The organism is Flavobacterium sp. GW821-FHT11G01 (assembly GCF_058808175.1).
The window spans coordinates 258,848-282,139 of record NZ_JBXARK010000003.1 but is presented as its reverse complement, the minus strand read 5'-3'; the positions used below and the strand labels follow the sequence as shown (position 1 = coordinate 282,139).

The 23,292-nt window shown below is 33.8% G+C and carries 12 protein-coding genes; all 12 read right to left on the bottom strand.

Annotated features, from left to right (window positions below):
- Window positions 1-175 precede the first annotated feature (175 nt).
- The 12 genes from AC1RRN_RS08245 to AC1RRN_RS08190 all read right to left on the bottom strand — a co-directional run bounded on the left by AC1RRN_RS08245 (window position 176) and on the right by AC1RRN_RS08190 (window position 23,216).
- On the bottom strand, window positions 176-613 hold the full coding sequence (locus tag AC1RRN_RS08245) for a hypothetical protein (protein ID WP_492966845.1): 438 nt from the start codon (window positions 611-613) through the stop codon (window positions 176-178).
- Window positions 610-4,251: a DUF6443 domain-containing protein gene (locus AC1RRN_RS08240; RefSeq protein ID WP_492966844.1), complete on the bottom strand. Its 3,642-nt coding sequence runs from the start codon at window positions 4,249-4,251 to the stop codon at window positions 610-612. The genes AC1RRN_RS08245 and AC1RRN_RS08240 overlap by 4 nt, the downstream gene beginning before the upstream one ends.
- Before the next feature lie 11 nt (window positions 4,252-4,262).
- Window positions 4,263-7,709, bottom strand: coding sequence for a hypothetical protein (locus AC1RRN_RS08235; protein ID WP_492966843.1), 3,447 nt, complete (start codon window positions 7,707-7,709; stop codon window positions 4,263-4,265).
- Window positions 7,710-8,068: 359 nt separating this feature from the next.
- A complete protein-coding gene (locus AC1RRN_RS08230; protein WP_492966842.1) occupies window positions 8,069-9,064 on the bottom strand; it encodes a hypothetical protein in 996 nt (331 codons plus the stop codon).
- Window position 9,065: 1 nt separating this feature from the next.
- On the bottom strand, window positions 9,066-9,914 hold the full coding sequence (locus AC1RRN_RS08225) for a hypothetical protein (protein ID WP_492966841.1): 849 nt from the start codon (window positions 9,912-9,914) through the stop codon (window positions 9,066-9,068).
- A 2-nt stretch (window positions 9,915-9,916) separates the two neighbouring features.
- Window positions 9,917-10,852, bottom strand: a complete 936-nt coding sequence (locus AC1RRN_RS08220; RefSeq protein ID WP_492966840.1) for a hypothetical protein — start codon at window positions 10,850-10,852, stop codon at window positions 9,917-9,919.
- Between the two features lie 478 nt (window positions 10,853-11,330).
- Window positions 11,331-12,455 (bottom strand): N-acetylglucosamine-6-phosphate deacetylase, encoded by a 1,125-nt coding sequence (gene nagA / locus AC1RRN_RS08215; protein WP_492966839.1) that lies wholly within the window; start codon window positions 12,453-12,455, stop codon window positions 11,331-11,333.
- Between the two features lie 137 nt (window positions 12,456-12,592).
- The gene (locus tag AC1RRN_RS08210) at window positions 12,593-13,888 is read right to left on the bottom strand and encodes a serine hydrolase domain-containing protein (protein ID WP_492966838.1); all 1,296 of its coding nucleotides are present in this window, start codon (window positions 13,886-13,888) and stop codon (window positions 12,593-12,595) included.
- Between the two features lie 4 nt (window positions 13,889-13,892).
- On the bottom strand, window positions 13,893-16,397 hold the full coding sequence (locus tag AC1RRN_RS08205; RefSeq protein ID WP_492966837.1) for a beta-N-acetylhexosaminidase: 2,505 nt from the start codon (window positions 16,395-16,397) through the stop codon (window positions 13,893-13,895).
- Between the two features lie 13 nt (window positions 16,398-16,410).
- Entirely contained in the window at window positions 16,411-17,892 is a 1,482-nt protein-coding gene (locus AC1RRN_RS08200; RefSeq protein ID WP_492966836.1) for a glycoside hydrolase family 10-like protein, read from the bottom strand.
- A gap of 278 nt (window positions 17,893-18,170) precedes the next feature.
- Window positions 18,171-20,006 (bottom strand): outer membrane protein assembly factor BamB family protein, encoded by a 1,836-nt coding sequence (locus AC1RRN_RS08195; protein WP_492966835.1) that lies wholly within the window; start codon window positions 20,004-20,006, stop codon window positions 18,171-18,173.
- 294 nt (window positions 20,007-20,300) lie between these two features.
- On the bottom strand, window positions 20,301-23,216 hold the full coding sequence (locus AC1RRN_RS08190; RefSeq protein ID WP_492966834.1) for an FAD-binding and (Fe-S)-binding domain-containing protein: 2,916 nt from the start codon (window positions 23,214-23,216) through the stop codon (window positions 20,301-20,303).
- Window positions 23,217-23,292: the final 76 nt, after the last annotated feature.

The following is a 23,292-nucleotide window of genomic DNA, read 5'->3' as shown; positions in this document are numbered from 1 at the left end:
ATTTGTCTACTCATAAAACAACCCCCAATAAGTGTCTTTTGGGGGCGGTTTATTACTGTTCATTAAATTATTGGTTGCTACTATTTTTTCTATTTCAATATGTTAGAAATTTAAAATCTAATAGCATTACCCTGAAGAGTTACTAAATAAATTACTCTAAAGTTTTTACTAGCAGTTATTTAGAAATATTATCACATTTTTTTAATATAATAGTGTCTTTACCAAACACTAATCCAATATCTGTATTAATTTTTTCTTGAATTTCTTTAGGAGTGATCTTTTTTTCTAAATTGCTTTCAAATAGAGATGTTATTAATGGAATAATTATTGTTTCATTTTCTATAGTAAATTGCTTTCCAGTACCGAAAGGTGTCAAATAAAAATATTTCCTTTCCTCTTTATTAATGGAATAAAGAATTACTTCTTGCAATTTACCGGAATTCATTTTTTTTTGTAAAAACTCATTTTCATCTCTAATTTGGATTTTTACCATCGATGTTATAAGTTTCTGGCGTTGATCTATATACTCAATCTTTTTTATACAACAATTATTGGATACCTTATTATTGCACGAAAAACAGACAATTAAAATTAGTATTAATAATTTTTTCATTTTTTAAAATATTGCTTTATTAATGAATAATGTATTTTTGTTCCTGCTATTTGTTCTATAGCATCCCTGTATCCTTGTGATGTATGATTCCAAGTTTCATCCTTAAATTGTTTCATATAAGCATTCCCTTCAAAATCAGTATCATAAATCCCAGAACCTAATTTTTTAAAGTCTTCAACGTGCTGGCCTCTTTCGTGAACATAAAGGTTCATTATATCATAGCCATTTTGTAAAGCTAACCCTAAATGACCATAAGTTACACTAATATCAATCTCTCCTTTTTTTAAATGCTCCGACTTTGGTGAGACTCCACCATATCTTGTTAAAGCTATTCCGCTTTCAAAATCATCGGTTATTCCTTTTGCTTTTAATTCTTCTAAATTATATCCAGCTTGTGTATAATAAAAATTAAGTACTCCTTCGGCAAAATTTCTTTTATATTCCAAAGAAGTAATTTTAGTAATCTCTGTTGAACTTTTTAATCCAACCTTTCTATTAACAGTTCCGTCTTTATTATAAAAATTAGCAGGAGGATTAAACGCATTTTTTTTCATTTCTAATGGTGAAACTGAATTATTAACAATATATATTGCTTTATCATTTACATCGTCTGACCCCATATAACTTCCCTCTGAATCAAAATAATCACCGTCTAACATTCCGTCAGGGTCAATTCTGAGAATTGGATTATTTTGTACATAATTGTAAGGAGACAACCAATTACGTTTCTCCGCCATAGGATCTAAATTCATAAATCTTCCAACCGCTGGATCATAGTTACGCGCTCCATAGTCGTACATGTTAAGTCCCAACTCATCCTGTAGTTCTTTTCCATTATACTTATATTTTTGAGCAGTACTATTTCCTTTTCCAAGAATTGTGGTCGAGTTGTAACCTTTCTGCTTAAGTCCAAAAGGGTAATAATTGTTTTCCTCAATAATTTCGGCTGTATTAACACTGCCGTTATTATTTGCGTCGCCATAACTTAGTCGTATATTACCCAAATGATCTTTGTATTGATAAATATAATCATAAGTTGTCAAATTATTAGTAACATAACCTTCAGGCTGAGATAAAAACTTTAAAATGCCATTCTCATAAATAAATCCTCCTGCATAATCAGTTGTAATGCCGTTTATCCTTTTTTGTTGTTTTACTCCTGCGGCATCATATTCATATTTTATGTTTTGACCTCCTATATTTACCTGCACAGGCAGATTGAGATGGTTGTAGCTTATCGCTGTTATTCCTTTATTAGCATCACTAATCATATTTCCGTTATCATCATAGGCATAATCTGTAGAAGTATCAAGTCCTGTTCCGATATAATCATCTTTGAATCCGTACGTTTTGTCGGCATTGTCGGATACTATCTGAATTTTATTCCCTGCGTCATAAGTATAGATAAGGTTATCCATTATGCCAAAGTCGGTTGGAATATTAATGTTAGGGACTGTTGAACCGCCTACTACTTCTCCCAGACGTTTAAGATCTAATATATTACCATTTTTATCATAGTTAATAATTTCATTAAACTTGCCTAAATTATCTGTAGCTGTAGCTAATCTATCGAGCGCGTCGTATGTATAATTATAATTTTTTAGGCTTGTATCTATGTTAGCAGTTTTCCAAAAAGTCTGGCTGATATTTCCATTAAACAATGCTTTACCTGTTGAAGGTGTATTGTAATTAACCTGGAAGCCGAATAAATCGCTTGATTCCATTGTAATTGTGCCATTATTAGAATCTGAATCATTGATCCCTTTTAGCCAGCCTCGAATATTATAAGTAAAATTTACAGTCTGAAGTCGATTAGGGTTGTCAATTTTTCCACCAACTCCTTTAGTGATTAACTGCCCTAAAGCATTATAAGCGTTAGAAACAATAAACTCAGGAGTTTGTGAATTAATTTTCTGTTTTTGCGTTAGAAGTCTACCTACTGAATCATAAGTATAGGTGTCAACTATTATAATAGTTGCATTGGTTCCCTTTTTGTGTGTACTTGTCGTTTCGAGAATTTTTCCTGGAAAATCCAGCTGACTTTTAATTGTATTCTCTGTATCAAGAAAATTGTTTTTATTATAATTACAAATAGGTCTTGCTTTCTCATCATAGTAAATGACATTTGTGATCCATTGAGAGGTCTCTAATACACGAATTTTAGAACATGTGCTTAGCCCTTTTGCATCAACAATTGGCGTTATATTATATGATATTGCATTAGCTGCAGTACCATTCTCCAGATTTATATTCAAATAATCATCATAATAATTGATCGTAAAAAAATTAATACCTAAAGTAGGGAAAGCTACATTTGTATAATTTATACTGGTTCCCTGAATTATTTGTGCTGCGGCTTGTCTTGTCTCAAACAAAACACTGCCATTTGCCATACCTTGCACTGCAGGCCTTGTAATTTCGGTAGTGTTTACATATTCTCCGGTAGCTATTGGTCTGCTCAGAGCATCATATTTGATAAACAACCATTTTTTATTCTGTCTTAAATTGGCATCCTGTGTTAAGACAGGTCTATCGAGTCTGTCATAAACAATATATTCCCATTCCTTACCCGGTAGTTTTTTCTCCACCAGACGATTCTTGTAGTCGTATTTATATTGATAGCATAAATCATTGAGAACAGTATTTCCCGCAACAATTTTAGCCGTAAAAGTACTTCCTGCCTGCGCGTGAAATCCTTCAATTAAACGAATTGAATTCGTAGCAGTTATATGCAGCGGAGCACTACCTGAATTAATAATTGCTGCAGATGTTTCGTTTGCAAGAACGCTTGTTAAGCTAGCACTTATAAGATCTACCGCTTTAGGAGGAATTACATAAGTCAGGTTTCCATAATCATCATATACATAATAGGTATCATGTCTTAGACTCGTTGTCGCAGTTCCGTACTTTGCATAGCTTCTTTTCAAAATTAAACGTCCTTGTTTGTCTTTAAATTCTTCTGTCGTATACTCATTTAAATCAGGTTGGGTAGCGTCCCAATTCTCATCTTTAGTAACAGATTTATACAATTCATTTGCAAGGCAATAGCCATTATTAATACCGCTTTTTGATAGTGTCGGAGTATAAGTATTATCTGCAAAAGTTAGACTCACTTCAAAATTCATTACCTCATTAGCGGTATTGGCCTGATAATCCATTTTTATTTCATGACCAGCTCCCAATTTCCAGTCATTTCCAGGTGCTGCTTGTTTTAGAACCCGATTAAGCGGCGATGCTTCTAATTCTTTTTGTGAATAAGGATTGAGGGTATTCTCGTATGAGGCAGTATTATAAAAAGTACCAACCTCACTACTCGCGGTGGTTTTATAATTAAGAGATGCCGGAGCTGTGGGCACATACGGTAGATATTCTTTGAGCTGTCGACCAAAAGCATCATATTCTATAGGGGTGACAATATCTTTTCCGGTAGGTGACAGTTGGTGTGCCACTTGCTGAACAGGACGACCAAGACCATCAAAATAGGTTATATTCTGATCGGCCTCTGCAGCTGTTGGTGTTACGATACGAGCCTGGGCAGGCACCTTATAAGTTGTTGATTTTATATAATTTTCTGTGGTAGTTTGGCTTAATACAGCAATTGGAAACAAAACCAACAGCAGGTTTACTATTCTTTTCATGTTTCTTTTGGTTATTGTTTGTAATTGTATTGGTTCTCAGATAATATGTTTCCGTTTTTATCTTTTACATTTTCCAATCTGCCAAAAGAATCATAATTATAATAGATGACGTAACCTCTAGGATCAATAATACTTGTTACACCAATTAATGGATTATAGGTATAACTGGTTACCTGCCATTTATTTTTGTATGTAGCGTCATTACGGAGATTATTTAACGAGGTTCTTAGGTTCTTTTCGTTACACGATTGTGTATCGAGACAATTATCTGTATCTAAATTCGATTTTGATTGCAAATCCGTTATATATGCAACTACTTCACTATAAGTTGCATTTTCTATCATGGCTATAGGATACTCGTTGTTATAGCCCCAGATATAAACAATGTGAATTCCATCTGCTTTAGAAACCTCTTGTATATTTCCATTCGGGTAATAGCTGTGGTATTGAATTCCATTCTCTAATGAATTAGTTCCTTTTGCTATTTTTACATACTCTGGAAGAAAAACATCATCTGGAATATTGTCCTGATTCACGTCTAAATTCCAATCTTTGTAGGTTGTAACCTCAGTTGAAAGCAGATTACTGTTTAACTTTGTTTCTTTTTTAATAACGGGGTTAAGAATATTTTGGCTAACCATCAAATTATAGTCATTAGTTGTCATACCAATACCTGCAGGCTGATCAGAAGGGTATTTGTTTGTGGTAATAATTTGCTGCCCTTTAGTATTCTTTATCTGGGTTTCAGTCAAATTTTTGTGTAAAGTATTTTCATATTTGAAAGTGGTTGAGCTCGTTATTGGATTTAGTCCATTTAGGTCATAAACTGTTTCTGTTTTGTTTTTAAGGTATCTCCATTCCGAATAGATATCATAGAATCGGATATTTTTAGAATATACTAAATTGTGATATGGAAAAGTAGCATCGTATCTTTTTATTCCTTTGATATTTATATGAGAAGATGCGTTTGTTTCGTACAAATATTTTTTTTCATTTATAATCTTTCCATCCTTATTTGAATATACTTCTCTTAATAATTGTCCATTATTTAAGTTTCTTCTATTAGGTACACCTGGTAAAAAATTTTCGGCCGGAATTTCTGCCGTATTTGTATAAAAATAAGTTGAAGTTCCTAAATTATTATTATTCGCATCCACATCTGAAACAGTTACTTGATTGTATCCCAAAACTTTTCCTTGTGCAGAGTATCCAAATGGAGCTACACTATTTGATGTACGAACAATAAAGTTTGTCAAGCCGTCATAAGAACCCTGATCAGAATCTATACTATTGTCAGCATTTACCGTAAAAGATTCATTATACCAATAGTTGACCGGGCTTAATAATCTTCCTGATGAGAAACCGTCAGCTTCATCATAAGAATATTTTTTTCGTTTGATTACATTTTGTTTATCAATAGTTTCTATAGTGCTTATTCGAATGCCCGGCCCATCTTTTTTATATTGAAAGACTTCAGAAAGCTTTAAATAAGTTCCGTCGAAACTAACATCCGACATATTCTCATTCCCATTGTCAGCATATACCTGATAGGTACCAGGTTGCAAGAATATGGACTGTGTTGATTCATAATTGCCCCACTCATCACGCTGAATGTTCGAATTTAAGGATGTAATAATAGTATTGTTATTAACGGATCGTAAATAAGCCTGTCCAACAAAGGGTGTCGGATGGTCGCTATACATATAATCATTACTATATAGATGAAAATTTAAAGTAAGTAAAAGAGGTTCAACAATTGTAAAGGTCTCTTCCTTTTCGTCAGGTTGCGAATAATGATCAGAAAAATCTCCTCCCCAGAAATTGAATGGTTCTCTCACAACAACTGCTGATTTATCATCATAGGAATATGTATTTGACTCATAATTTAATTTCATTGATCCTCCTGTAGGATAACTTATTTCTTTTAAAATAGCCATTTGTACTGCATCAGGATTTACATTTCGATTTGCACCTGGTAAATATTTTACATCCTGAGCATTTAAATTTGTATAGCTTGGAGTTAACATAGCTTGTGGATAGTTGGAGTTTACATTGATATTGCTATTATCGATGTTATTAAAATATCCCCAATGATCCAACGAAAATGAAAATTTATCAGGAAGTGAAACAGAATTATTATATGTAAAAGTATATGGGGGATAACTGGAATAAACACCTGAATTTTTATCTTTAAAAGATTCCACAACAGAATCTAATTTTAACCTTAAAAAATTCTCCTTATGTCCAGGATCTAATTGTATAATATTCTCGTTAAAATAACTATAATTAAAATCTACTTTTTTTATTGAATTATTATTTAAATCAAATAATTCGGCTGATTTTATTTTTTGAGGTTTTTGTATATAAGAATTATTATTGAACCTACGCAAGTCCTCCCTGTCTTCGGTTTTAAAATCAACATATCCATTTTTGAAAATAATTTTTTTAAGATACACATCCTGAACCACCTGCTGACTGAAACTAGAAAATTGTTGATGTGATGAATCAACTTGATATTGAAGATTGGTCAGATTAACCAATTGTACATGGCGTTCGCTATAACTAAGATTACTAAGTGTTTTGTAGGCGAAATTATCAGCATACACAAACTCCATCTTGTCTCCTTCAGGAGTTATTACTTTTGTAATATACCAAGCTGTATCAGTAGATTCAGTGGAGCCATCGTAAGGTATAATATTTCTACTATCTAGAATATAAGGATTTGAGGACACTGGCCCCTCAATTGTATAATCATAATCTGTTGTATTTTCTGTCGCATGCAAGCTGCCTTTTCCAAAATAATACTTCCACCCATTACCATCTGTAATGGTCCACTCATTTTCATTAGCGTTGAATGTAAATTTTAAATTATTTTGATCTATAGAAACCGCTGTTACAGTACCATTCGAATAATTTTGTTGTGTGAATAATAACTCTCCTGAATAACCCATGAAATTATAATAAAATATATCAGGCTCTCCATCGATTCTCATAATAGGATTAGACGAATTTAAGTACATATAATACTCATTATCATATTGTAGCGGATTATTTGGAGGAAGATAAGGGAAATTACCACCTGTCGAAGGAGGAACAGGCCTGCTGATATATCCATTTGTTTTAAAATCGTCAAAACCTCTAACTTGTCGTGTTATTAGCCCTCCTGTGTTTAATGCCCAACCTAGGCCCATTAAGCTCGCTTCTTGACCGACTTTTATACCAGAAGCGTGATAACTTGCTGTAATTGGTAAGTCAATCTTCCCAGATTTAACATTAAATAACGGAATTGATATGTTAGGTACACCACTATAATTACTTACTGGTATATCAGCATACTGAGCCAACGATGCTGCATTGGGAGAAGGTGGTGTTATTTTATTCTCAGTAACCTGAGACCAACTACTAGATGTGAATCCAGTAAAAAATGACATTATGAATGCTATATATATATTTTTCATTGTTGAGTGTATTTTATATAACCAATGGCTTTATTAAGAAGTTTAATTATTGTTATTGTAATGTATTGTTTGGAGTATTTTTAATAGCGTTTCGTAATTATTTAAACTTGTTTCATTACCAACTCCATCTCGATCAAGTATGCCAAGAATGTCACATTTTCAATGTTTATCAGAATCTTCATTTGTATTATTTATCATCGGATAAGATAAAACTTCTACATAGGCAAACCTGCTCATCGTACTGCTGATCAATTTATATCAATGATAAACTGTTTTCTATTTGGCATCTGAGAAAATGCCTATTGCAAATAGTATAAGAGTACTTATTTTTTCCCTATTTCTATTTTTCATATTTGAAATTATTTCCTTTCAACAATTTCTAATCTTTTTGTCAGCGTCTCAATAACTTTAGTTAGTTTTTCAGTATTTTTTTGTTGTTCAATTGTGTACAAGGTTAATTCTTCAATTTTTTGTAATAATTTAATATTCATTTCAGATAAATTGATCCCTTCTTTTTTCATTTCATCAGCTGAAGCAATCTCCGGCAAATGTTTTTTTTCTTTGATGAATCTATCAACAACATCAAGGGATGGTAAATTGTAGTTGTTTTCAAAAACAAAATCAGCTCCCGCATCTACGGTTACTTTTACTTCGCGGGAATTGATGTTTCCAGCCACAGTAAGTTTCGAAGTTGGATTAGCCGTACCAATTCCCACATTGCCATTATTGGCAACGATTGCGTTATCATAAAGTTGAAATTCTGGACGTCCTGAATTTGAACTTGTTAACTTTAATACTTGTTCCTGATTATCTAAATAATTCGAAACCGTAAAATCCAAATCTATTGCATCTCCTCTATCTATGGTTTTGAATCTCCATCTGTGGCTATTTGGATAATCTGCTGAGAGAATGATATTTGTCGCCTCGCCGGCATTTCCATAAATATCTAATTTTGCACTTGGAGTAACCGTCCCAATTCCTACATTTCCACTAATACTTTGATTTCCTGTAAAATCATTTTTCCCTCTCGTTGCTAATTCATTCCAGGGATTCCAAGTATTAGTATCTCCATTTTTAGTTCGATATGATATGTGACTACCTCCATGGGGGCCATAATCTGAACTTATTTGAGTATCATAATTATTTACCGCGAACCCCCCATAACTAATGAGAGATCCATTCCAAGGTGTTCCAGACGTTGCATATGCAAAAGTATATCCACCTTTAAAAGTATCAGCAGTACCAGTGGTTCCAATATTAGAGGTCGGGTTTAAACTTTGCGCCATTAGCCCCATGAAATTTAACATGGAAAATGTTATCGAAACTATAATTGTTTTTTTTAGATTTTTTTTCATTTTAATTATTTTCAACTTTTTTTAATCTATTTTCTAAATCAATAATTTTTTTATTCTGTTCAATCATATAAAGTGTCATCTCTTCAATTTTCTGAAGTAGCTTAGCATTCATTTCTCCCAAATTAATCCCGTTTTTTAATACCTCTTCTTCATTTGGAATATTCTCTAAATGTCCTTTTTCGCTAATATGTTTTTCAACTTCTTGAAGTGTTGGTAAATTATATTCTTTCTTAAAAACAAAATCCGACCAGCCATTTACATCTACTTTGACTTCTTTGGAATGAATTGTCCCGTTAACATCTAATTTATTCTGAGGATTAGTTGATCCAATACCAACATTTCCGTTATCCATAATAGTAAAACGATTGTTACACATTCCTGTTCCACAACCTAAATTATCATAAGCCCAAAATTGCAAACTATTACCATATCCACCAGTCATATTATAAATCATCCAAGTACTAGCGATTCCATTAGAAATTTTAGAGGGATTTCGTATTTGTATCTGCCCACCTTCATTATCTGAAATAGAAGTAATAATTGCTCCCTGAAATACAGCATGACCATTTACTTCTAACTTTTGAGATGGGTTTATCGTTCCAATACCTACATTTCCATCACTACCCCTCATGTAAAGAATATTGTCACGCTGGCCCCCTCCTGTATGGGCTCCAAAATTTATATACCCTTTAGTTCCATCATATCCCATATTCATTCTAGCGACACCACCACTGTTTAACAATGTATTATAAACATTATCATTACTGATTTGAAGACTTCCAACATTTAAAGGATTTTGAGCAAAACTACTTTGGATTGCAAATAGGGTAAGTACTATTATTTTTTTCATGCTTATCGTATCTCAATTTTTTTTATTCTTTCTTCTAAATTTCTCTGATTGCTTTTGAGCGATTCATTCTCTTTTTTCATTTCAATCATATACAAAGTCATCTCTTCAATTTTCTGAAGTAGCTTAGCATTCATTTCTCCCAAATTAATCCCGTTTTTCAAAACTTCTTCTTCACTTGGAATATTTTCTAAATGGCCTTTTTCATTAATGTGTTTTTCGACTTCTTGAAGTGTTGGCAAATTGTATTGTTTCTTAAAAACAAAATCCGACCAGCCATTTACATCTACTTTCACTTCTTTGGAGTGGATAGTACCGTTTACCGCTAGCTTCGAATCTGGCGTCGTTGTGCCGATACCAACATTTAAATCGTCATTTATTGATAAAGCTGGCGAAAAAAAGGCATTATTATCTTTCCAACCCAATCTTAAATACCTATTGGATGATCCACCTGCATAACCATTTGTTTTAATCTGAATCGCACCACTACTTGCTGGACCAGCTATAGTACTTATTTCACCTTCTTGACCAATAATAAAATTACCTGTTAAGGTTTGGTTCCCTATTAAATTTTGATTTCCATTAAAAGTATTGGCTCCCCTTGTTGCTAATTCTAACCATGTTGTATTTACCGGAGATAGATCTCCAGCAACAATTTTTCGGAAGAATAAGCGGTCATTTACGGCAAAAGATGAAGTCAATTGCAATTGATAATTATTACTCTGATTTGTATGTCTCAGTACAAATAAGTGTTGCCATACATTACTATTGTCAGGCGCCATTCCACTTGTCGTAGTATTTAAACCATTATATATACCCGATTTTTGCGGAGCTGAAAAGTCAGAAATAACCACTGGTGCATAACCATCTCCAATTTGCTGAGAATATGAAGTAATAGTTAAAAGGAATAATACTATGAATGCATTTTTTTTTAGTTTCATCACGATTATTATTTTTTAGGAGATAGTTTTTTTTCAAGATTTAATCTTCTTCAATTTGTTTTTCAATTGTAATTTTGGATTAAGCTTTGCTTAAAACTTAGTTTTCTGAGTAAATCTAATCTACTTATTTGTAAAATTTTTACGGGAAACCACATTTTGTATTTCGCTATTCTATTTTCTCAATAAACATGTGCAAAACTTCATTTATTTTTTTTATAAAAATTAAAAGCCTCTAAAATCATTGATTTTTAGAGGCTAACTTTAAAATAAATTTCATTAAATAATTTAAAAAATGGTTCGAGAATTGTCCTTTTCTCGCTACTAAAACAAAAGCTTCAGCAAAATATGGAGTTTTGTTGTTAATTAACAGCCATAAAAAAACAACCCAAAGATTGTTTTAATTTTGACTTTCGTCGCATTATAAAATTTTCTACGTTTATTGTATCAAAAACAAAGTACGAGTAACGCTTGTATTAATTTAACCTTTAGAAAAATCCAAAGTTTCAATTTCAGATAAATCAATATTAAACTTGACAAAACTTGCCGGAAATCCCTTTTTTATTTCCCCTAATTGATCTTGCAAACCTATTGCACTTGCCACTCTTGAACTGGCCATTTTTAAAGCTTCATCTGTCGAAACATTCAAATGTCGATACGCATTTTGAACTGCTTCCTGCATTGATATGGCAGCGCCCGCTAAATTGCCTTCATTATTTCTATAAAAACCATCTTGCAAATGCGCATCAAAATTCTCCCATTTAAAGCTTTCAACTTTACGTCCTAAAAAGGCTGCATCACTAATTAAAAACATTTTTTCCTGTTTTAATTTGTACGCCACTTTTGCTGCTGCATAATCACAATGCGCTCCGTCGAGAATAACTGGCGCATAAACATTTTCATTTTCAAAAACAGCTCCAACTAAACCGGGCTCACGATGCCCAAACTGCGTCATTGCATTAAAAAGATGCGTAACTAATTTTATCCCTTTAGAAAAGTAATGTTGTGCTTCTTTGTGCGTCATCGTTGAATGTCCTGCCGATATAACAATGCCGCTTTCCAACAACATATTCAATTGTTCGTCGGTAAAACATTCTGGTGCAATTGTAATTACTTTTATAACATCTTTTCCTAGCCTAATAATTTCTTCCAGCTCAGCATTTGTAGGCTTACGGACCTGATTAATACTATGTGCACCACGCTTTAAAGGATTTAAAAACGGACCTTCCAAATGCATTCCGATTACACCGTTATTATGTTTTTTTCTGTAATTGCGAACAGCTTCAATTCCTTGCAGAATTGTTTCATGAGAAGACGAAATTAAACAAGGAAGCACGTGAGTGGTTCCGTATTTAAGACTTGCATCATAAATATCTTCAATCGCTTCTTCGGTTGGAGTTTGGCTGAAATAGAGTTTTTCTCCGCCATTTATTTGAATATCAATAAAACCTGCCGCAATATGTTTTCCTTGCAAATCAATTGTTCCAACGCCATTTGGAATGTCTTTTTGAATTGAAAGAATCTTTCCTTTTTCAATAATTATGACATTATCGGTAATTATTTCATCACCTGTATGTATAGTGCCATTGATAATTGCTTGTTTCATTTTTCTTATTTTTTTTTATAAATCAGATAATACTGCTACAAAATTTTTCTCGCAGATTTGGCAAATTTAATTCGTGGCAATTCGTGCAATTCGTGGCTAAAGAAATCCTTTTAATCTGTTTAATCAGTGGCTAACTTTTACTTATTAATTTGCCTCCAAATTTTAGCACTAAAATCATCTTTGTACATTAATCGGTTTGTTCTCGTTGGGTTTACGCGATTGGTTAGAATAATTAGAAATCTGTTATTATCTGGATTCATAAAGAAAAAAGTTCCTGTAAAACCTGTGTGTCCAAAATCATTTGCTTTGAAAAACTCATCTGGTTTTCGTTTATCAAAACCGAGTCCGCGGTAAATTCCTTCTTTGGCAAGAGGCGATTCTGCAAACTCTTTTACCACTTTTGCTTTTAAAATTTGTTTTCCTTTATACTTTCCATTATTCAACAACATTTGACAAATAACTGAGATCGATTGTGCATTCGCAAATAAACCTGCATTACCAGAAACACCGCCAAAAATCGCCGCAGCTTCATCATGAACATAGCCTTTAATAGTATCTTTTCTGAAGAAATTATCCAATTCTGTTGGCATTACATTTTCTTCCGAAGTCCATTTTAGCGGATTATATCCAATTTTTGTGATTCCTAATTCTGTATAAATTTCTTTAGCCAATTGATCTAATTTCAAACCTGTTTTGGCTTCGATCATTTGTTTTGCCAAAAGCAAATTCAGATCGCTGTAAACATATTTCCCTCTTACATTCGTATTTGCGGCAGCAATTTGAGCATAAACCGTTTTATAAAATTCCGGATTTAACCACATGTTTTTGTAAACCTGAACCCAATTTTCTTTCGGTATAAAAGAAAGATAATTGGCATCGTAAACAATATTTTTGTTCATATACATCGTGTCAAATAAATCAGGATAATTGTCTGACTTATCTTTGCTTAACAAAGGCGAACCATCAGGTGTTGAAAGCAAATCTTGATAAAAAGTAATACTGGCTTTCAATCCTGAAGTATGTGTTAACAATTCGAACAACGTCAAATCGGCAATTGGCGTGTTTTTATAAACCGCAACCAAATCCCCTACTTTGTCGGTAAGCTTTATTTTATCTTCTCCAACCAAACGCATCGTTACAAGAGTTGCTCCCAAAACTTTAGACATGGAAGCCAAATCGTAAACATCATCCGATTTTACAGGCTGTTTTTTCGAATAATCGTGAAAGCCATAATTTTTCGAAATTAAAACAGCATCTTTATTTCCCACTATAATTTCGGCTCCCGGAAAAAATCCTTTTTCGAGCGCATTTGTCATCATCGAATCGATATAAACTTCGTTTCGTTTCTCATCAAAAGACTTTTTCTGCGAATAACTATTTGTTCCGAAAAAAATCAAAGAAGCAATTATAATTTTAATACCAATATTTTTCATATTTCTATGGATTAATTCTTAAGTCCTGACTTGCCATTAAAGGCTCGTTATTTGTTCCTGTAATAACAATTTTTACTGCTTTTACAGGCTGTTTTGGATAGATTGACGCATTTCCGTAATCAAAAGCATCGCCTTTTATAAAATCAATTCCGTTATACGAATATTCTACATAACCGTTATTTACAATAAATCTTGGGTGATGCGGAATTCCGGTTAATACATCAATTTTAGAAGAAGTTACAGGATTTGTAAAAGTATACAAAATCCAGTCGCCAGCTGCACAAGGAACATCTGTACGCAGATAACTTTCTATATTATAATCTTCTAAATTTCTAATGGCAAATTTAGGATTCTCAGCCATAGACGACGTTACTTTTACTTCTGGCTCTAAATAAGGCGAACAATTGAAATTTACTTGTACCGACGATTCTTTTGCTTCTTTATTTTCAACAGTAAAATCTAAACGATACGTATTTTTTTCATTGTAATTCTCAATAACAAATCGAAGACGCGATTTTGACTTCAAGTTTTTTTCTTCCGGAAAACTTTGAATCAATTTGTCATTTTCAAAAAGAGAAATCGTTCTTATAACGCCATTGGCACTTCCGTCTGTTGTTGGGGTAAAAGTTAAATACCAAATGCCATTTTTGTCTACATGTTCCGAAATATTTTTTGAAATATTTAAAACTTCCACTTTTGAAGTATTCCAATTGGCAACAGGCAATTTTTCTGCTTTTATTGCCGGACTTGCCACATCTTCATTAAAAAATGTACGGAATAGATATTGCTCGTAATCCTTTGTCTGAATTGGTTTTGTATATAAAGTCGATTGTCTTGTAGGCTCGTTTCCTTGCGCATCATAACGTACAACCGCACCTTCATAAGGCGGCGTTACGGTAATTGTTCCGTTTTGATAAATTGCTGTTGGCGGAAAATCTCTAAAAGCAATTCCCATGTTAGCCAAACGCTGTAAATGACTGTGTGTTAATCTTCCGTAAAAATCCTCCCAGTTTTTATCTTCTTTTTTGGACCATCCAATTTCAGATAAAGCACTGATTCTCGGGTAACTTTGGTATTCTACAAATCGTGTTGGGCGATCTAAATATTCGCTCCATAAAGCGCCTTGAACTCCTTTTATCAATTTCTGTTGTTCTGGCGTTAAATCATCATTTGGAATGGGCTCAAATGAATAGGCTCTTTTGGTATCCGTAATAGCGGCCCAGCGATGACCTCTTTCGGTATCAGATTGTGCCATATCAAAATAAAGATATTGTCCCGGCATCATAATGGTTTCATATCCTTTTTTAGACGATTCAATTCCGTAACTAATGCCTTGCCAAGCAGAAATTAAAGTATTTGGGTTGATTTCTCCACCTTTCAAAATTTCATTCCAACCGTTCGTCTTTTTATGGTATTTATCTACAATGGTTTGAACTCTTTTAAAGAAATAATTCTGAAGCTGAAAACTATCTGTAAATCCTTCTTTCGCCATCAAAGCCTGACATTTTGGGCAATGCTCCCAATTGGCTCTGTTTACCTCATCTCCTGCAACATGAATATACTCAAACGGAAACATTTCTGAAAATTCCCTGATAATCGAATCTAAAATTTGGTAGTTTTCTTCACGTCCCACACACCAAACATTTTTTACTTCTCCTTGAACACTTTTGAGTTCCTGACTTATAGCGCATCCAATTTCTGGATACGAAGCCGTTACCGCACGCGAATGTCCCGGAATTTCAATTTCAGGCATTACCGAAATACCGCGAGCCGACGCATACGCCACTACTTCTTTCATATCAGCCTGCGTATAAAAACCTCCGTAACGTTTATCGCCAGATCCATAAGATGGAAGCAAGACTTCGCCTGGTCCTCTCCACGCGCCTTTTAAAGTTAAATCCGGCATTGATTTAATTTCGGCTCTCCAGCCATTATCATCGGTTAAATGCCAATGAAAAATATTCATTTTATGCGCTGCCAGCCAATCGATATAATTCAGAACGGTTTGTTTATCAAAAAACTGTCTCGAACAATCAAGCATCATGCCGCGCCATTCAAAACGCGGATAATCTTCTATTTTTGCAAATGGAATACTTCCTTTTTTAACGTCTTTTGCAGAACAAATTTGTAATAAAGTTTGAAGACCGTTTAAAACCCCGTTTGAAGATTTTCCTTTTATCAGAATTCCTTTTTTATTGATGTTCAATTTATAACCATCATTTGGAAGATTCATTTTTTCATCTACCAAAAATGCAATGGTGTTTTTTTTATGTTTGTTTCCAATAGCAATAACTGGAGTAATTCCAGTATATTTTGAAAATGAAGCCTTTATGTAATCAGCACTTTTTTCTGCCTTTTTATCTATTATAATTTGTACCGATGAAGGGATAATAAATACGCCTTCTTTTTGTTCGACTTTTACCGGTTTCGGAATTATATCTAATTGCTGTGCATATAGAGAACTTAAAGAACTTAGAAAAATGGCGATTAGCAAAATGCTTTTTCTCATGGCTTTTATCTTTTTATTTTGTTGTAAATTCTATCGGACTGCTTTCTGTCTGGGTTTGACTTAAAGCGGAAACGGCGTAGATATAATGCTCCAAATCAGCGTTTGGAACTTCTAATTTTGTTGCGGTTGTTACGTAATAAATATTGGCTGGATTTGAGAAATCGGTTATTTTCCCTTTTGGAAATTTATAAATCACATATTTCTTATCGTTAATTCCGGCCTTCCAAATCAATGATGCAGCATTGCCTTTTTTATCAATTACTGCATTTGTTGGCGGTTGCGGTTTTATTCTTGTAATTCTGTTTGCTTCTGGCGTTAAGGCAATATATTTATATGGGTTTTGAATAAGAGGATTTCGCAATGTATCTCCTTTTTTAAAGAATGAATTTGCTGTAAAATGCATCGAACCGTCGATTTGAGGTATTTTTCGAATCATTTCAATCTGTTTCACAATTTGATCAGGACTTCTCCACTCTGGTTCTTTGGCAGTATTCGAAATTTTGTAATCGCCGTGGCCAACATAAACATTAGCTCCGTACTTATGCTCCGCCCACCATTTTGCCAAAACCTCAAAATTGGCTCTGTCAAAACCAATATGCCAATAAATTTGCGGTGTTACGTAATCGATCCAGTTTTCCTTCTGCCATTTTAAAATATTAGCATACAGATCATCATAATTGGTTGCTCCTGCTCTGGTATTAGAACCTTGTGAATCTTTTGCGATATTTCGCCAAACACCAAATGGCGAAATTCCGAATTCGACTTCTGGTTTATTTGCAATTATGGTATCTCTGATTTGTTTGATAATCAAATCGACATTGTCTCTTCTCCAATCGTCTTTGTCTTTGAACTGACGTGGTTCTTTAGCGAAAGCTTTTTCATCAGGAAACTCCTGTCCTTCAATTTTATAGGGATAGAAATAATCATCCATGTGAACGGCCTGAATGTCATAATTCCGAACTATTTCGCCTACTACAGATGAAACGAAATCCCTTGTTTCTTTATAACCAGGATTAAAATATCTTGATTTTCCGTATGTCAAAAACAATTCTGGTTTCTTAAAAAACAAATGCGTTTTCGTCAATACGTCTTTTAGAGTATCTTTTTGCACACGATACGGATTCAGCCAAACGTGTACGTTCATTCCTCTTTTTCCAGCCTCATCAATCATCATTTGCAAAGGATCAAATCCTGGAGCAACGCCTTGAGTTCCGGTTATCCAATGTGATGCCGGTTCTTTTGTCGATTTGTAATAAGCATCGGCAGTTGGGCGGATTTGAAAAATTACAGTGTTTAAATTATTTGATCTTAGATTATCTAAAATCATAATCATTTCCGATTTCATCTGTTTGTCTGATAATCCTGGTTTTGAAGGCCAGTCGATATTGTCTACAGTCGAAATCCAAGCAGCACGCATTTCTCTTTTTGGTGATTCCTGACTGAAAAGTTTCGTTTGAAACAGCAATATTAGGATTATGATTTTTAGAGTTTTCATAAGGTTGTATTTTTGGTTAGCTAATTGTTGTTGAATAATTTAACCGCAAAGTTCGCTAAGATTTACGCAAGGTTCGCTAAGTTTTATTTTAAGTTGTATTCCTTTTTAATCTCGCAAAGTCGCAGAGTCGCAAAGTTTTTTTTCATTTTAAAATTATTATAATCTAAACTTAGACGCACTGCTGTGCGCCTCTACAGAAACCTTTGTCCCTTTGTCCCCTTGTCCCCTTGTCCCTTTGAACCTTTGAACCTTTGAACCTTTGAATCTAAATCACAAAGTTATTCCAGTAAAAAAATTCCGCCTTCGATCAATGATGCCCAAACTTGTCCTTTATCATCAACTGTAAAACCATTAATACTTGAACTTCCCAGATTAATTTGTTTTATAATTTCAAATTTAGCAGCATCCACAATCATTACTTCTCCTTTTCGGCTTCCTACGTATATTTTATTGTTTTTTTCTAATATCCCCGCAGGATTGTGCTCGTAACCCCATTTTAAATCCAAAACTTTAGTTTCTTTTACAAAACTTTCTTCGGTCAATTCAATAGCATCGTTAAGTGGTACTCTTATCAATTCTCCTTCCATTGTTTTTCCATAAAACCATTTTCCGTCCTGGCTTTTCCCCATAGATTCTCTAATTCTCCATTTCTGAGTTCTTAGAAGCGTTTTACCTGTTTCAATATCTAAAACGGTTAAGAAACGTTGAGGCGTAACAAAATAAAGTCTTTTTGCTGTTGAAACCATATTGACATTTCCAGCCGAATATAAGATTTGTTTATCATTTCCATTATTCCATTTCCAGATTAGTTTTCCTGTGTTTTTGTCCAAACAATAGACATACGAATCCCAAACTCCAAAAATTATTTTATCGCCTTGTATTAACGGAGTTCCCTGTGAATAGGACGATGGTAAATTATTTTGCCAGATTACTTTTCCGGTCACAGCATCTGCACAAATAAACGCTGTAGAACTCGCTGTATAAACTTTATTGTTTTCTGCAATTGGTGAACCTACCAAAACGCCGCCAACAGGAATAGTCCATTTTTGTTTTCCTGATTGTGTGTCAAAACCTTGCAGATTTCCATCTATTGTACCAATAACTAAATTATTTTTTACAATTATTGGTGAAAAATAAATCGAATTTCCTGTCTCCGTTTTCCAATTCTGGGCTTTATTTTTCAGATTTATAGATTTTATTTCACCTATAGAATTCGTAAAATAAAGATTCTTTTTATCAAATGCCGGAAGACTATAAATTGAAGCAATATCTTTTAAAAAAGGAGTTTGCATAACGAAATTATCTTTCGGAATTTCAATTTTTGAAGGTTTTGAAGGAACCGAAAATTTAAAAACTCCTGGCTTATCTATTTCTTTCTGATAAATACTAATACTGTCGTTGCTTATAATTACCTCATTATAACTTTTTGTTTTTCCGTCAAGCGAAGTTATTGATGTTCCCATTAAACCACTTAAACCAGAGAAATCATATTTTCTTAAAGTGTGTCCGTGACCGCAAAAAGTAGCAACCGTCGGATATTTTTCTAAAACAGAAAGCACTTCTTTATAATTGCTGACGCTGTTATCTAACGGATAATGCGCAAAATTCAGCACTTTTTTATTAGTATTTTTAAGATTCTCTTTGAGGGTTTTGTCAAGCCAAAGTACATCTTCGTGTTTTACAAAACCATCTCCCATTTTCATATAAGGACCACACGGAAATCCGATAAAAACATAATCTCCTTTTGAAAACACAAATTTATCCTCACCAAATACTTTTTTATAAGTCAATCCGGCACTTTCACTCCAGTTGGTTTCGTGATTTCCAGAAACTACATAATACGGTTTTTTCAATTGAGCAAGTATCAAATGCACTTGTTTTAGTTCGTCATCGGCACCGCGATTGGTTAAATCTCCGGTTACAACTACAAATTCATTGTCAGAACTATTGATTTCTTTTACAATATTTTGCAGTAAAAAATCATTATCATTTCCTACTGAAACATGCAGATCAGTAAGCTGTACAAACTTGATATTTCCTGATTTTTCTGCATTTTGAGAAAATCCGGAAACGACTATAAAAAATAATAGTATTCTAGAAAAGATGTGTTTCATGATCATTTATTTAATTCATTAAGTAAAATTTACAAAAAAACTAACAGGCCTGAGAAAACCTGTTAGAACTGGTAACCAACCAAAATTTATGTACCGCTTTATTTGAATTCACAAATTGCAACACACAATCTCTTTATATTTTGTTTTCATTTTTAGGTAAAAACTACTATGCACCTCTACGAAAACCCTTGTCTCTTTGAACCTCTAATTAGACGCACTGCTGTGCGCCTCTACATATGCCTCTACGAAAACCTTTGCCCCTATGAACCTCTGCATCTTTGAACCTTTGAAAAATTATTTCAAACAATCTCTTAAAATGGTAACTGGATGCATTGCTTTTCTGTTTGTTCCGTCAAAAATCTGGTGACGACAGCTTGTTCCTGCAGCTGCAATTGCTGTTGTAGATTCCGTTGCACGAATTTTCGGAAACAAAGTATCCTCGCCCATTTGCATACTGATTTCGTAATGTTCTTTTTCATAACCAAATGAACCCGCCATTCCGCAACATCCAGAATTATAAATCGTAACTGTACTGTTTTTGGGCAAATTCAGCATCGCAAAAGAAGCTTCAACGGTGCTTAATGATTTTTGATGGCAATGTCCGTGAATCTTTATCGTTTTCTCCACATTCGAAAATTGTCCGGAATGAATTTTTTCTGCTGTAATTTCTCTTTTGAAAAACTCTTCGACAGTAAAAACATTTTTTGAAAGTTTTTCAGCACTTTCTTTGTCTTTTGCCAATCGGAGATATTCGTCTCTAAAAGTCAATATTGCTGATGGTTCAATTCCGATTAATGGAATATTTTCCGAGATTAAATCTTTGAAAATAGTCACATTTTTATTGGCAATTTCCTGTGCTTCTTCCAGAAAACCTTTTGATATGAAAGCTCTTCCGCTTTCTTCGTGATCTGTAATAATTACTTCATATCCTAAAGCCGTCAGCAATTCGTATGCGTCAATTCCAACAGAGACATCATAATAGTTGGTGAATTCATCACAAAAAAGATATACTTTTCCGTTTTTAAAAGAATTATTTTCTGCCGACTTTTTATTTTTTTCGTACCATTTTTTAAAGGTTTTTGGTGCTAATAATGGTACTTGTCTTTCAGGAGCAATTCCCATACTTTTTTTAACCAAAGGCAGATTAGCCACAAAATTGGTCATTGATGGTGCAATACTTCCGAACTTATTCAATTTTGAATTGAAAGCAAATATTTTGTTTCGAACAGAAAATCCGTTTGCTTTTTGATATTGGTATAAAAATTCTGCTTTTAAAGTCGCTACATCTACATTGCTTGGGCATTCGCTGGCGCAGGCTTTACAGCTCACACACAACTCAAATACTTTATATAATTCTTCGTGGTTGAATTTATTTTCTTTTTCAGAATTGGTTAAATATTCTCTCAGTGCATTAGCTCTCGCACGAGTCGTATCTTTTTCATTTCGTGTGGCACGGTAACTCGGACACAAAGTTCCTCCCGCCGATGGCAATTTTCGGCAATCGCCTGAACCGTTACATTTTTCGGCTGCACGAAGAATCCCTAAACTATCAGAGAAATCCTGAATCGTTTTAATATCCGGTTCAACTCTTCCTGCTTCAAAACGAAGATTTTCATCCATTTTAGAAGCATTTACAATTTTCCCAACATTCAAAATCGTATTAGGATCAAATGCTTTTTTTATACGTTTCAGCAGTTCATAGTTTTTATCACCAATCATAAAAGGCAGAAACTCTCCTCTTAAAATTCCGTCGCCATGTTCACCGCTTAACGAACCTTTGTATCTTTTCACCAAATGAGCCACTTCCGTGGAAATATTTCTAAACTGGTGTAATCCTTCTTTTGTTTTTAAATTTATCTTCGGACGTAAATGCAATTCTCCCGCACCAGCGTGGGCGTAATAAATCGCACTTTGCCCGTGTCTTTCCATCATCGCAGCAAAATCGGCAATATAATTAGGAAGATCGCTGAGTTCAACTGCGGTATCTTCAATGGAATCGGCTGCTTTATCATCGCCTACGATGCTTCCTAAAAGTCCAAGACCAGCTTTTCGAACCTCATTTACTTTGTCAATATCGGCTCCGTAAATTTTAGGCAGCGCATATCCAAAATTATTATCCTGAAGGTCTTTAATTAAAGCATCGGCTTGTAATTCGGCATCTTCCATACTAATGTGCGATCCTACTTCAAGCATAATAACCGCTTTAGGTTCTCCCACAATAAAAAATCGGTTTTTAGATTGTTCCCTGTTGGTTTTGGTACAATCCAAAATGGTATCGTCCATCATTTCGCAAGTGTACAAATGATGTTTCATTGCGGTAACCACCGCTTCTAAACTTTCATGAATGGTATGAAAATGCGCCACAACCATAATATTGTTTGTGGGTGGCAAATCATCTACTTTCAAGGTAATCTCTGTCGTAAATGCCAAAGTTCCTTCACTTCCGCAAAGCAATTTCCCTAAATTGATTGTATCTTCTGTTCCCGAAAAAAGTTCTGATTTTAATAAGATATCAATTGCATAACCTGTATTTCGTCTGTGGATTTCTGGTTTTGGAAATTCTCTTAAAATTTCTTCCTGATTTTCTTTATTCGAAAGTTCCTCGTAAATCGTTTTATAAATTTTACTTTCTAAAGAATCGCCTTTTGTCTTCTCAATAAATGCTGAAGAAGATAAATCTTTAAAAACCGCAATACTTCCGTCACTCAAAACGGCTTTTATCTCTACAATTTTATCTCGCGTAACACCATAACGTATGGAAGTTGTTCCAGATGAATTATTTCCCACCATACCGCCAATCATACAACGATTTGTGGTTGAAGTTGTTGGACTAAAAAATAATCCGTGTGGCTTTAAATATAAATTCAGTTCATCGCGAATTACTCCGGGTTGTACTGTAATGGTTTTCTTTTCGGCATCAAAAGCAACAATTTTGGTAAAATGTTTCGAAACATCTACAATAATTCCGTTTCCTACCGTTTGTCCCGCCAGAGAAGTTCCTGCCGTTCTGGGTGTTATAGAGATATTATTTTGTGATGCAAAACGAATAATTTTTACAATATCTTCTTCGGTTTTAGGAATCGCAACGGCTTCCGGCATAATTCTATATGCTGAAGCATCTGTAGCGTACAGTTTTTTATGAAGATCATCATAAAAAAGCATTCCTTCTAAGGAATCAGATAGTTGTTGTAATTGGAGAGAATCGGGCATTTATTTGGTAATTGTTGTTTAGTTAATCTAAAAAAACGATTATATTATATAAACCTGACGGATTTTAAAAACCCGT

Bases quoted from the DNA above. Each gene is read 5' to 3' on its own strand.
- AC1RRN_RS08245 (WP_492966845.1), bottom strand. From the start codon at position 613: ATGAAAAAATTATTAATACTAATTTTAATTGTCTGTTTTTCGTGCAAT.
- AC1RRN_RS08240 (WP_492966844.1), bottom strand. From the start codon at position 4,251: ATGAAAAGAATAGTAAACCTGCTGTTGGTTTTGTTTCCAATTGCTGTA.
- AC1RRN_RS08235 (WP_492966843.1), bottom strand. From the start codon at position 7,709: ATGAAAAATATATATATAGCATTCATAATGTCATTTTTTACTGGATTC.
- AC1RRN_RS08230 (WP_492966842.1), bottom strand. From the start codon at position 9,064: ATGAAAAAAAATCTAAAAAAAACAATTATAGTTTCGATAACATTTTCC.
- AC1RRN_RS08225 (WP_492966841.1), bottom strand. From the start codon at position 9,914: ATGAAAAAAATAATAGTACTTACCCTATTTGCAATCCAAAGTAGTTTT.
- AC1RRN_RS08220 (WP_492966840.1), bottom strand. From the start codon at position 10,852: ATGAAACTAAAAAAAAATGCATTCATAGTATTATTCCTTTTAACTATT.
- nagA (WP_492966839.1), bottom strand. From the start codon at position 12,455: ATGAAACAAGCAATTATCAATGGCACTATACATACAGGTGATGAAATA.
- AC1RRN_RS08210 (WP_492966838.1), bottom strand. From the start codon at position 13,888: ATGAAAAATATTGGTATTAAAATTATAATTGCTTCTTTGATTTTTTTC.
- AC1RRN_RS08205 (WP_492966837.1), bottom strand. From the start codon at position 16,397: ATGAGAAAAAGCATTTTGCTAATCGCCATTTTTCTAAGTTCTTTAAGT.
- AC1RRN_RS08200 (WP_492966836.1), bottom strand. From the start codon at position 17,892: ATGAAAACTCTAAAAATCATAATCCTAATATTGCTGTTTCAAACGAAA.
- AC1RRN_RS08195 (WP_492966835.1), bottom strand. From the start codon at position 20,006: ATGAAACACATCTTTTCTAGAATACTATTATTTTTTATAGTCGTTTCC.
- AC1RRN_RS08190 (WP_492966834.1), bottom strand. From the start codon at position 23,216: ATGCCCGATTCTCTCCAATTACAACAACTATCTGATTCCTTAGAAGGA.